Source organism: Actinoplanes sp. CA-030573, assembly GCF_050951115.1.
Classification (GTDB): Bacteria; Actinomycetota; Actinomycetes; order Mycobacteriales; family Micromonosporaceae; genus Actinoplanes.
In genome coordinates, this window is the sequence record NZ_CP192038.1 from 9567588 (window position 1) to 9579540 (window position 11953).

The 11953-nt window shown below is 70.1% G+C and carries 11 protein-coding genes; 1 reads left to right on the plus strand and 10 read right to left on the minus strand.

Going from position 1 to position 11953, the window contains the following annotated elements; all coding sequences use genetic code 11:
- Positions 1 to 9: 9 nt before the first annotated feature.
- The 3 genes from ACQP2F_RS44410 to ACQP2F_RS44420 all read right to left on the minus strand — a co-directional run bounded on the left by ACQP2F_RS44410 (position 10) and on the right by ACQP2F_RS44420 (position 1902).
- Complete coding sequence (locus ACQP2F_RS44410) at positions 10 to 792, minus strand: adhesin (protein WP_433298781.1); 783 nt, start codon at positions 790 to 792, stop codon at positions 10 to 12.
- Positions 793 to 874: 82 nt separating this feature from the next.
- Positions 875 to 1402, minus strand: a complete 528-nt coding sequence (gene def, locus ACQP2F_RS44415; RefSeq protein ID WP_433298783.1) for a peptide deformylase — start codon at positions 1400 to 1402, stop codon at positions 875 to 877.
- Positions 1399 to 1902 (minus strand): glycine cleavage system protein R, encoded by a 504-nt coding sequence (locus ACQP2F_RS44420; protein ID WP_433298785.1) that lies wholly within the window; start codon positions 1900 to 1902, stop codon positions 1399 to 1401. The genes def and ACQP2F_RS44420 overlap by 4 nt, the downstream gene beginning before the upstream one ends.
- 21 nt (positions 1903 to 1923) lie before the next feature.
- Between ACQP2F_RS44420 and ACQP2F_RS44425 the strand changes: the two genes are divergently transcribed.
- Complete coding sequence (locus ACQP2F_RS44425; protein ID WP_433298787.1) at positions 1924 to 2838, plus strand: A/G-specific adenine glycosylase; 915 nt, start codon at positions 1924 to 1926, stop codon at positions 2836 to 2838.
- Positions 2839 to 2933: 95 nt separating this feature from the next.
- Here the strand turns inward: ACQP2F_RS44425 and ACQP2F_RS44430 are convergent, their stop codons facing one another.
- The 7 genes from ACQP2F_RS44430 to ACQP2F_RS44460 all read right to left on the minus strand — a co-directional run bounded on the left by ACQP2F_RS44430 (position 2934) and on the right by ACQP2F_RS44460 (position 11893).
- Complete coding sequence (locus tag ACQP2F_RS44430; RefSeq protein ID WP_433307884.1) at positions 2934 to 3557, minus strand: class I SAM-dependent methyltransferase; 624 nt, start codon at positions 3555 to 3557, stop codon at positions 2934 to 2936.
- Positions 3558 to 3691: 134 nt separating this feature from the next.
- Complete coding sequence (locus tag ACQP2F_RS44435) at positions 3692 to 6214, minus strand: ATP-dependent Clp protease ATP-binding subunit (protein ID WP_433307885.1); 2523 nt, start codon at positions 6212 to 6214, stop codon at positions 3692 to 3694.
- A 416-nt stretch (positions 6215 to 6630) separates the two neighbouring features.
- Positions 6631 to 6987, minus strand: coding sequence for a histone-like nucleoid-structuring protein Lsr2 (locus ACQP2F_RS44440; RefSeq protein WP_433298789.1), 357 nt, complete (start codon positions 6985 to 6987; stop codon positions 6631 to 6633).
- Between the two features lie 89 nt (positions 6988 to 7076).
- A complete protein-coding gene (lysS, locus tag ACQP2F_RS44445; protein ID WP_433298791.1) occupies positions 7077 to 8585 on the minus strand; it encodes a lysine--tRNA ligase in 1509 nt (502 codons plus the stop codon).
- Between the two features lie 54 nt (positions 8586 to 8639).
- The gene (locus ACQP2F_RS44450) at positions 8640 to 9398 is read right to left on the minus strand and encodes a type III pantothenate kinase (RefSeq protein WP_433298793.1); all 759 of its coding nucleotides are present in this window, start codon (positions 9396 to 9398) and stop codon (positions 8640 to 8642) included.
- Positions 9399 to 10250: a carboxylating nicotinate-nucleotide diphosphorylase gene (gene nadC / locus ACQP2F_RS44455; RefSeq protein WP_433298795.1), complete on the minus strand. Its 852-nt coding sequence runs from the start codon at positions 10248 to 10250 to the stop codon at positions 9399 to 9401. It lies immediately after the preceding gene.
- Positions 10247 to 11893, minus strand: coding sequence for an L-aspartate oxidase (locus ACQP2F_RS44460; protein WP_433298797.1), 1647 nt, complete (start codon positions 11891 to 11893; stop codon positions 10247 to 10249). Before ACQP2F_RS44460 ends, nadC begins: the two co-directional genes overlap by 4 nt.
- Between the last annotated feature and the right edge of the window lie 60 nt (positions 11894 to 11953).

Here is an 11953-nt window from a genome sequence, read left to right on the forward strand (position 1 = left end):
GGTGGTGCCTCAGTCGGTGATGGTCAGGACCACCGGCTGGCTGACATACGTCCCGAGGCGGGCGCGCAGCTCGAACTGGCCCGGCGGCGGGTTCGGCCCCGAGGCCGCGTTGCCCGCGCAGGTGCTCGACTGACGGCCGTTCCAGGTGACCTTGTACGAGCGGACCTCGCCCGGCGCGAACTGGCGCACGTCGCTGCCCTTGGCCGTGCTGCACGTGTCCGAGGACCAGTACTTGCGGGCCGCCTGATCCAGGTACAGCTCCTGCGGGCCGGCACCCACGTCGCGGCCGCACGTACGGCTGCTGATGTTCTTGACCGTGAGGGTGACGTCCACGCTCGCGCCGCGCTTGATGGTCGTGCTCGCGACGCTCGGGGTCACCTGGATCTCGCTGTCGGCGCACGAACCGTCGGCCGGCGCGGTGACGTTGGTGTTCTGCCCGGTGCCCGCGGCGGTCGTGGTGGGCAAACTCCCGTTCGAGCCCGTCCCGCCATCGCCGTCGCCCGGGTTCTGCGACTCGAGGTCACCCAGGGCCGGCAGCGACGGACCGCCGCCACCACCCGGCGGCACGTTGTCCAGGAAGGACGGTTCGGTCTCCCCCGGCGCGCTCTTCGATGCGGGGGCCGGCGTGGGAAGCTGCGACGAGGGGCTGCCCTTGCCGCGCTGATCGTTCTTGTCGTCACCGCCGGAGCAGGAAACGAACAGCACGATGATGCCGAGCAGCAGAGCACCCAGCACGACCGCACGACGCCGCCAGTAGACGGCGGGAGGAAGGGAACCAACCGTCGTTCGCATGATGGGGTCACCGTAAACCCGGACACCCCCGGCCAACGCCGCGACGCGCCGGGTATGCGACACGGACTCGCCTTACCAATCGTTAGAGATAGACCTTCCGCTGGTAGATCGCGTGCGCGCCGGCCACCCGATCGAGGAAAAGCTTTCCGGCGCAGTGGTCGATCTCGTGTTGCAGCGCCCGCGCCTCGAACGCGTCGGTGGTGATGGTGACCGGCTCACCGGTGCCGGGGGTGACGGCCTCGACCACGATGCGGCCGGCCCGCTTCACGTCGCCGGTGAGATCGGGCACCGACATGCAGCCCTCGCGGCCGGCCTTCCAGCGGCTGGCCTCGATGATCTTCGCGTTGCACAGAACGAAGGTGCCGTGGGTGATGGCCGCCTTCGGATGGCCGACCACGTCGACGGCGAAGACCTGGGCGCCGACGCCGACCTGCGGAGCGGCCAGGCCCACGCAGCCGGGCGAGACTTTCATGGTCGCGACCAGGTCGGCGGCGAGCTGCGCGATCGCCGGGTCGGTGGGGTCGACCTCGTCGCCGACCGTGCTGAGGACGGCGGCGGGAGCGGTGACGACCGGACGGACGTGACCCTCCGGCAGCTCGGGCAGCGTCACAGAATCTCCGACTCGGCTCGGCGCAGCGTCACCTCGACGCCGAGCTCGGCGGCGGCCACGGCCAGGCGCTCGGCCAGCTCGTCGGCCGCGCCGGCGGGCAGGTCCACCTCGGCGATCAGCACATAGAGGCTGCCGCCGAGGCGGGTGGTGAGGTCGGTGATGTTGCCGCCCTCGGCCGCCACCTCACGGGTGATCGCCGAGACGATGCCGAGCCGGTCGGCGCCGTGCACGCTCACCACCCACGGCTCGCCGCCGGCCGCCGCGTCCCCTTCCGGTTCCACCAGGCGGACGGTGGTGGTCACGTCCTTGAGCGGGGCGAGCGCCGCCTCCGCGGCCTCGACCCCGGGGCCGGTGCAGATCAGGGTCATCGCGAAGTGGCCGCGGAGGCGGGTCATCGTCGAGTCGGTGAGGTTGGCGCCGACTCCGGCCAGCGCCTCGGCCACGTCGGCGACGATTCCGGTCCGGTCCGGACCGATGACGGTGATGGCGAGCTCATGCACCCGCTTACAGTAAGTCCTGCCATGACTTTCGCTGACGACGCCATCGCCTGGTACGACCAGAATGCCCGTGATCTGCCCTGGCGGCAGCCCGGAACGACCCCGTGGGCCGTGCTGGTGAGCGAGGTGATGCTGCAACAGACTCCGGTCGTACGGGTGGAGCCCGCCTGGAATGCCTGGATGGCGCGCTGGCCCACGCCCGCCGACCTCGCCGCCGACCCGCCGTCGGAAGCCATCCGCATGTGGGGCCGCCTCGGCTACCCGCGCCGGGCGATGCGCCTGCACGCATGCGCGGCCGCGATCGTGGAACGCCACGGCGGCACGGTTCCCGACGATCTCGACCAGCTGCTGGCGCTTCCCGGGGTGGGCACCTACACGGCTCGGGCGGTGGCCACTTTCGCGTACGGCCAGCGCCACCCGGTCGTCGACACGAACGTGCGGCGTGTCGTGGCCCGGGCCGTCGAGGGCAAGCCCGACGCCGGCCCCAACACGACTCCCGCCGACCTGGTCGCCGTGGCCGAGCTGCTGCCCGAGGATGTGAAGCGGGCGGCCCGGGCGAGCATCGCCTTCATGGAGCTGGGCGCGATCGTCTGCACGGCCCGCTCGCCGCGCTGTCCGCAGTGCCCGTTCGCGTCGACCTGCGCCTGGCGTGCGACCGGGCAGGCGCTGCCCGAGGGCCCGAGCCGCAAGCCGCAGCGGTACGCCGGAACCGACCGCCAGGTGCGAGGCCTGCTGCTCGAGGTCCTGCGGCATGCCACCGGCCCCGTGCCGCGCCACCGTCTCGACATGGTCTGGCAGGACGAGACCCAGCGGGCGCGGGCGCTGGCCGGGCTGCTCGAGGACGGCTTGGTCGAGCTGCTCGGCACCGACGACTTCATCCTGGCCGGCGACGCCCCACCGACCGCACCGATCCCCCTCGGCCTTACTCCGCCTTCATGACCGTCCCGCCCTCATGACCATCGCGCCGCCCTCCCTGACCGTGCCTCCACCCTCCATGATCGTTCCGCCACCCTCGATGACCGTGCCGCCGCCCTTCATGACGGTGCCGCCGCCGAGCTGACGGTCGCGATCGCGGCGTGCGGGCGTTGGGTGCCGTCGCTCGGCCAGAGCCGGCGCTCGACCTCGGCGAAGCCCGCGCGCGCCAGCCGCCCGGCGAACTCGTCGACCGGCCATCGATAGGCCGTCACCACTTTGTGGTCGAAGGCGCTCAGCTCGTCGCCGCCGTCGAAGAACCCGGCCACCAGCGCGCCGCCCGGCCGCAGCACGCGGCGGAACTCGGCCAGGACGACGTCGACCTCGGCCGGCGGCAGGTGAATCAGCGAGAACCAGGCCAGGATCCCGGCGATCGAACCGTCCTCGACATCGAGGCTCGCCATCGACCCGAGGCGGTAGTCGCCCTCCGGGTGGGCCGCCTTGGCGTACGCGATGAACTCGGGCACCAGGTCGATCCCCCGCGCGTCGACACCCAGCGATCGCAGATAGTCGGTGAGGTGGCCGGGCCCGCAGCCGAGGTCGAGGACGACGCCCGGCCGAATCGACAGATGCCGCCGGATGAAGGCGAGGTCGTCGGTTCCGCGGTCGACGATTGTCCCAAAAAGTCCGATGTAGAGTTCGGCGTTGGCGGAGTATGCGTCTCTTACCTGGTGGCTCACGTTCAGTCGGCCCTCCCTCGTGGGTGGGCCGATTAGACCAGCCGGGTACGACAGTTCTCGGCCGCCGATGACCAGGCCCTGGCGGCAACGAAAAGGCCCGGCTGCTGGTCGCAGCCGGGCCGTTCTCGTTCAGCGAGATGTCACTCCTCGGTGGTCGCCGCTCCCATGTCGGCGGGCACCGCGTCCGGAACCGTGGCTCCCCGGTCGGCACCGCGGAAGACCAGCTTGGACTTCTCGACGTTCTCCGGGTCGCCCTCGCAGTCCACCACCACGATCTGGCCGGGGCGCAGCTCGTTGAAGAGGATCTGCTCGGACAGGGTGTCCTCCAGGTCGCGCTGGATCGTGCGGCGCAGCGGCCGGGCGCCCAGCACCGGGTCGAAGCCCTTCTTCGCCAGGTACTTCTTCGCGTTCTCGGTCAGCTCGAGACCCATGTCCTTGTTCTTGAGCTGACCCTCGATGCGCGAGGTGAAGATGTCGACGATCTGCAGGATCTCGTCCTGGCGGAGCTGGTGGAAGACGATCGTGTCGTCGATACGGTTCAGGAACTCCGGGCGGAAGTGCTGCTTCAGCTCGTCGTTGACCTTGACCTTCATCCGGTCGTAGTTGCTCTCGGTGTCCTCCGAGGCCTGGAAGCCCAGCGACACCGCCTTCGCCACGTCCCGGGTGCCGAGGTTGGTGGTCAGGATGATGACCGTGTTCTTGAAGTCCACGATCCGGCCCTGGCCGTCGGTCAGGCGACCGTCCTCCAGGATCTGCAGCAGCGTGTTGAAGACGTCCGGGTGAGCCTTCTCGATCTCGTCGAAGAGGACCACGGAGAACGGCTTGCGGCGCACCTTCTCGGTGAGCTGGCCGCCCTCGTCGTAGCCGACGTACCCGGGAGGGGCGCCGACCAGGCGGGACACCGTGTACCGGTCGTGGAACTCGGACATGTCGAGCTGGATCAGGGCGTCCTCGGAGCCGAACAGGAACTCGGCCAGCGCCTTGGAGAGCTCGGTCTTACCGACACCGGACGGGCCGGCGAAGATGAACGAGCCGGAGGGGCGCTTCGGGTCCTTGAGGCCCGCCCGCGTACGCCGGATCGCCTTGGAGACGGCCTTGACCGCGTCCTCCTGGCCGATGACCCGCTTGTGGAGCTCGTCCTCCATGCGGAGCAGCCGGGAAGTCTCCTCCTCGGTGAGCTTGTAGACCGGGATGCCGGTCCAGTTGCCCAGGACCTCGGCGATCTGCTCGTCGTCGACCTCGGACACGACGTCGAGGTCGCCGGCCTTCCACTCCTTCTCCCGCTGGGCCTTCTGGCCGAGCAGCTGCTTCTCCTTGTCGCGCAGCTGGGCGGCGCGCTCGAAGTCCTGCGCGTCGATCGCGGACTCCTTGTCGCGACGCACCTGGGCGATGCGCTCGTCGAAGTCGCGCAGGTCCGGCGGCGCGGTCATCCGGCGGATGCGCATCCGGGCGCCGGCCTCGTCGATCAGGTCGATCGCCTTGTCCGGCAGGAAGCGGTCGGAGATGTACCGGTCGGCCAGCGTCGCCGCCGCCACCAGGGCGGCGTCGGTGATGCTGATCCGGTGGTGCGCCTCGTAGCGGTCGCGGAGGCCCTTGAGGATCTCGATGGTGTGCGCCAGCGACGGCTCGCCGACCTGGATGGGCTGGAAGCGGCGCTCGAGAGCGGCGTCCTTCTCCAGATGCTTGCGGTACTCGTCGAGCGTGGTCGCGCCGATGGTCTGCAGCTCGCCGCGGGCCAGCATCGGCTTGAGGATGCTCGCCGCGTCGATCGCGCCCTCGGCCGCACCCGCGCCGACCAGCGTGTGGATCTCATCGATGAACAGGATGATGTCGCCCCGGGTGCGGATCTCCTTGAGCACCTTCTTGAGGCGCTCCTCGAAGTCACCGCGGTACCGGGAGCCGGCCACCAGCGCACCGAGGTCGAGCGTGTAGAGCTGCTTGTCCTTGAGCGTCTCGGGCACCTCGCCCTTGACGATCGACTGGGACAGGCCCTCGACGACCGCGGTCTTGCCGACGCCGGGCTCGCCGATGAGCACCGGGTTGTTCTTCGTACGGCGGGAGAGCACCTGCATGACCCGCTCGATTTCCTTCTCCCGGCCGATGACCGGGTCGAGCTTGCCCTCGCGGGCGGCCTGGGTCAGGTTGCGGCCGAACTGGTCGAGCACCAGCGACGTGGACGGCGCGGCCTCGCCCGCCGCGGCGCCGGCCGCGGCCGGCTCCTTGCCCTGGTAGCCCGAGAGCAGCTGGATGACCTGCTGGCGGACCCGGTTGAGGTCGGCGCCGAGCTTGACCAGCACCTGGGCGGCGACGCCCTCGCCCTCCCGGATCAGGCCGAGCAGGATGTGCTCGGTGCCGATGTAGTTGTGGCCGAGCTGCAGCGCCTCCCGCAGCGACAGCTCCAGCACCTTCTTCGCTCGAGGCGTGAACGGGATGTGCCCGCTCGGCGCCTGCTGGCCCTGGCCGATGATCTCCTCGACCTGCTGCCGGACGCCCTCGAGCGAGATGCCCAGACTCTCCAGAGCCTTGGCGGCGACGCCCTCGCCCTCGTGGATCAGGCCGAGCAGGATGTGCTCGGTCCCGATGTAGTTGTGGTTGAGCATCCGGGCCTCTTCTTGGGCCAGGACGACAACCCGTCGCGCTCGGTCGGTGAACCGCTCGAACATGCCCTCGTGCTCCTCACGTGCCGTGCGCCAATTGAACTGGCGGGGCCAGCGCACGGGCATCGGTGATGCCCGTGCTGTAACTCTATCGCCGCCCGGCGGTTCTGCCCGGCCCTCGTGGCCCCGCGAAACCGTCCGCAACGTTGATTAAGCCAACTTCGCACGCTCAGAGGCTGTTCCCCCACTCGAACGAGTACGCGGACAGCGAACACGCCCCGGAGCGTACGTCCACAACCTGTGGACAACTCTCTCCACACCTGTGGATAACTCTACGTACCCCAGGCGAGCGGCGCGTCAAAAGCAAGAGGGCCCGCCGCGCTCGACGCGCGACGGGCCGGACGACTCGTCTGTACCACTGGCCTCCCGCGATCACCTCGCCGATGAGCGAGGCGGTCGCCCCGCGGAGCGGAGCGGAGCAATCAGGCTCTGCCGGGGCCCTTCGCGTGGAACTCGTCCACGATCTCCTGGGGGATGCGGCCCCGGTCGGAGATGTCCTTGCCGGCCTTCTTGGCCCACTCCCGGATCGCCTTGTTCTGCTCCCGGTCGGCGGTCGCACCGCCGCGGCCGCGCGCGGCCCGGCCGCCGACGACCACGCCGCCGCGCGCCACCTTGGAACCGGCGCCCACGTACGGCGCGAAGACGTCCCGCAATTTAGCGGCGTTCTTCTCCGAGAGGTCGATCTCGTACTGAATGCCGTCGAGCGCGAACTTGACGGTCTCCTCGGCGTCACCGCCGTCGAGGTCATCGACCAGCTTGTGAATGATCTGCTTGGCCACGCGCCGCTATCCTCCCGAACACAGGTTCTCCCGCAACGGACAGAACAATAACGCCAGGGCGGCAGTATCCGTCAATGGCGGGTCGTATATTACTCGGGCCGGACCAACGGGAACAGGATCGTTTCCCGAATGCCGAGGCCGGTGAGCGCCATCAACAGCCGGTCGATTCCCATTCCCATCCCGCCGGTCGGCGGCATTCCGTACTCCATGGCGCGCAGGAAATCCTCGTCCAGTTGCATCGCCTCGGGATCGCCGCCGGCGGCCAGCAACGACTGCGCCACCAGCCGTTCGCGCTGCACCACGGGGTCGACCAACTCGGAATAGGCGGTCGCCAGCTCGAAGCCCGAGACGTACAGGTCCCACTTCTCGGTGAGACCCGGAGTTTCCCGGTGGGCACGGGTCAGCGGCGCCGTCTCTTCGGGATAATCCCGCACAAATGTGGGCGCCTGCAGGCTGGGCACGACCAGGTGCTCGAAGAGCTCCTCGGCCAGCTTCCCGTTGCTCCACTTCGGGTCGACGGAAAGGTCATGCTTTTCCGCATAACGCTCGAGTTGTGCCCGATCGGTCGTCACCGTGACTTCTTCGCCGAGGGCGGCCGACAGCGAACCGAACAGGGTGGTGGACGCCCACTGGCCGCCGAGATCCAACTCGGTGCCGTCGTGGTGGGTCACGACGTGCGAACCGGCGACCGCGAACGCCGCTTCCTGAATCCACTCCTGAACCTGCTGCTGCATCACGTTGTAGTCGGCGTACGCCTGGTACGCCTCGAGCATCGCGAACTCGGGCGAGTGACTCGAGTCCATACCCTCATTGCGGAAGTTCCGGTTGATCTCGAAGACCCGCTCGATGCCGCCGACGACCGCGCGCTTCAAAAACAGTTCCGGCGCGATCCGCAGATAGAGATCCGTGTCGAGTGCGTTGCTGTGCGTCACAAACGGACGAGCCGCCGCGCCGCCGTGCAGCAACTGCAACATTGGCGTTTCGACCTCGAGGAAATTGCGCCGGAACAACGACTCGCGCAGGCTGCGGACGACCGTGGCCCGGGTGCGCACGACCTCGCGGGCCTGGGGCCGGACGATCAGATCCACGTACCGCTGCCGGATCCGGGTCTCCTCGGAGAGCGGCTTGTGCGCGACCGGGAGCGGGCGCAGAGCCTTGGCGCTGATCGCCCACGAGTCGGCGAGCACGGACAGCTCGCCGCGGCGGCTGGTGATCACCTCGCCGGTGACGCCGACCAGGTCGCCGAGGTCGACCAGGTGCTTCCAGTCGGTCAGCGCCTGCTCGCCGACCTTGTCGAGGGACAGCATGGCCTGCAGCTCGGTGCCGTCGCCGTCGCGCAGGGTCGCGAAGCACAGCTTGCCGCCGTTGCGGATGAAGATGACCCGTCCCGTGATCGAGACCTGGTCGCCGGTGGCGGTGTCGGTCGGCAGCTCCGCGTACTTCTCGCGGATCTCCTTGAGGGTCGCGGTGCGGGGCAGGTTGACCGGGTAGGGCGGGACGCCCTCGGCGAGGAACCGCTCCCGCTTCGCCCGGCGGACCCGCATCTGCTCGGGAAGATCCTCGGTGGGCTCGGTGGGCGGCACATTCTGCTCGGTCACGGCACGACTCTCTGTGAAGAAGACGGATCGGCTAGAAAGCCTACTCAGCGGCCGTCAGACGTTCCGCTCATATACCATCCGCAGGCCGATCAGCGTGATCATCGGCTCGTGCGCGGTCAGCGTGCGGCACTCGTCCTTGACCAGCCCGGCCAGCCCGCCGGTGGCGATCACGGCCTTGACCGGGCCGATCTCCTCGATCATCCGCTCGACGATCCGGTCGACCTGGCCGGCGAAGCCGTAGTACATGCCGGACTGCAGGCACTCCACCGTGTTCTTGCCGATCACCGAGCGCGGCGCGGCCGGCTCGACCTTGCGCAGCTGGGCGGCGCGGGCGGCGAGCGCGTCGAAGGAGATCTCGATGCCGGGGGCGAACGCGCCGCCGAGGAACTCGCCCTTGGCGCTGATCACGTCGAAGTTGGTGGTGGTGCCGAAGTCGACCACGATCGACGGGCCGCCGTAGAGGGCGTGTGCGGCCAGCGTGTTGACCACCCGGTCCGAGCCGACCTCCTTGGGGTTGTCGATGGCCAGCTGCACCCCGGTCTTCACGCCCGGCTCGACGATCACGTTGGGCAGGTCGCCGTAGTAGCGGGCGAGCATCGTGCGCAGGCTGCGCAGCGCGGCCGGCACGGTCGAGCAGGCGGCCACCCCGGTGATCTCCACGTTGTCGCCGGCGAGCAGCCCGCGGAACATCAGGCCGAGCTCGTCGGCGGTGTTCCGGGCGTCGGTCTTGACCCGCCAGTTGTGCACCAGCTTGTCGCCGTCGAAGGTGGCGAGCACGGTGTTGGTGTTACCGATGTCGATACAGAGGAGCATCTAAACCCTCAGGTCCATGGCGATGTCGAGGATCGGCGACGAGTGCGTCAGCCCACCCACCGACAGGTAGTCGACACCGGTCGCCGCGTAGGCCTCCACTGTGGCCAACGTGAGATTACCGGTGGCCTCCAGCTCGGCCCGGTCACCCACGGCCGCCACCACCTCGGTCAGCAGCTCGGGCGTCATGTTGTCGCACAGGAGGAAGTCGGCGCCGGCTTCGACGGCCTCGACGGCCTCGGCCAGAGTGGTCACCTCGACCTGGACCGAAATGTCCGGAAACTTACGACGGACCAGTTCAAAGGCGGCGGTGATGCTCCCGGCGGCCAGCTTGTGGTTGTCCTTGATCATCGCGACGTCGTACAGACCCATGCGCTTGTTCGTGCCGCCGCCGGCCCGCACCGCGTACTTCTCCAGGTGCCGCAGGCCCGGCGTGGTCTTGCGGGTGTCGAGCACGGTCGCCTTGGTGCCGGCCAGCGCGTCGGCCCACTTGCGGGTGTGCGTGGCCACCCCGGACATCCGGCACAGCAGGTTCAGCGCGGTGCGCTCGGCGATCAGCAGCGTCCGGGTCCGGCCGGTGACCACGGCGAGCACGTCCCCGCGGCGTACCCGGTCACCGTCGGCGACCCGCGCCTCGAAGGTCGTCGCACCGGCCGAGGTCGCGGCGAAGACCTCGGCCGCCACCGGCAGCCCGGCCACCACGCCGTCGGCCCGCGCCACCAGCTCGGCCGTGTCGAACTGGTCGGCCGGGATGGTCGCCTCGCTGGTCACGTCGCGGGGCGGGTCGCCGAGGTCCTCGCCCAGGGCGGTGTAGACCACCCGGCGCACCTCGTCGAGGTCGAGGTCAAGACTCACGGCATCTCCTCGAAGATCTGGGTCAGCGCGCCCGTGGCGGACAGGCCGTTCAGCAGGTGGCCGCGCCACTCGTCCTCGGCCACCGGGTAATCCTCCCGCCAGTGGCAGCCGCGGGTCTCACGCCGGGTGCTCGCCGACGCGACCAGGGCGCTCGCCACGGTCAGCAGGTTCGTCGCCTCCCAGGCCGCGTTGCGCGGGGTGGCGCGCCGGCCGGCCAGCCCGGTCAGCTCCTTGGCCGTGCCGGCCAGCGAGTCGGCCGAGCGCAGCACGCCGGCGCCGCGGGTCATCGCCCGCTGCAGCTCGCCGCGGATCGCCGGGTCGGCGACCCACGCCGGCTCGGTGTCGTTTGCCGACGGGTCGGCCTGCGGCGGCAGGTCACGGGCGATGTCGCCGGCGATCCGCTTGGCGAAGACCAGGCCCTCGAGCAGGGAGTTGCTGGCCAGGCGGTTGGCGCCGTGCACACCGGTGCAGGCGACCTCGCCGCACGCGTACAGGCCGGGGATGGTGGTGCGGCCGTAGAGGTCGGTGCGGACGCCTCCGGAGGCGTAGTGGGCGGCCGGCGCGACCGGGATCAGGTCGGTGGCCGGGTCGATGCCGGCGGCCCGGGTCGAGGCCACGATGGTCGGGAACCGGTGCTCGAGGAAGTCGCCGCCGAGGTGCCGGGCGTCCAGGTAGACGTGGTCGGCGCCGGTCTCGAGCAGCACCCGGTGGATGCCCTTGGCCACCACGTCGCGCGGCGCCAGCTCGGCCAGCTCGTGCTGACCGACCATGAACCGCTTGCCCGACTCGTCGACCAGGTAGGCGCCCTCGCCGCGCAGCGCCTCGGAGATCAGCGGCCGCTGCACCGAGGTGACCGCGGCGCTGACGAACGAGGTCGGGTGGAACTGCACGAACTCGACGTCGGTCACGGTCGCGCCGGCCCGGATCGCCAGCGCGACGCCGTCGCCGGTGGAGACCGACGGGTTCGTGGTCGAGGAGTAGACCTGACCCATGCCGCCGGTGGCCAGCACCACGGCCCGGGCCAGGATCGCGCCGACGCCGTCCTCGCTGCCCTCGCCGAGCACGTGCAGGGTCAGCCCGCAGGCCCGGCCGTCGGCGCTGCGCAGCAGGTCGAGCACGAGCGCGTGCTCGACGAGCCGGATCCAGGGGTCGCGCCGCACCGCCTCGTGCAGGGCCCGCTGGACCTCGGCGCCGGTCGCGTCGCCGCCGGCGTGCACGATCCGGTCGGCGCGGTGGCCGCCCTCGCGGGTCAGCATCAGCGAGCCGTCGGGGTGGCGGTCGAACTGGGCGCCGATGCGCATCAGCTCCCGTACGCGGGCGGGTCCCTCCTCGACCAGCACGCGTACCGCCGCCGGGTCGCAGAGCCCGACCCCGGCGATCTCGGTGTCGTTGGCGTGCGCCGCCGGGGTGTCGAGCGGATCGAGCACGGCCGCGATGCCGCCCTGGGCCCACCGGGTCGAGCCGTCGTCGATGTTCACCTTGGTGACCACGGTGACGTGCAGGCCCTGCTCGCGCAGGTGCAGCGCCGCGGTCAGCCCGGCGACGCCGGAGCCGACGACGAGCACGTCGGTGGTCTCGCTCCAACCCGGCTCGGCCGCCGCGAGCCGGCGGGGCAGCTCGGGAAGATCGACGAGAAGTGACATCTGCTCAGTACACTCTGCCGGCACGCCGGACGTCACGCGGGGGCCGCATTCCAGTGGTGG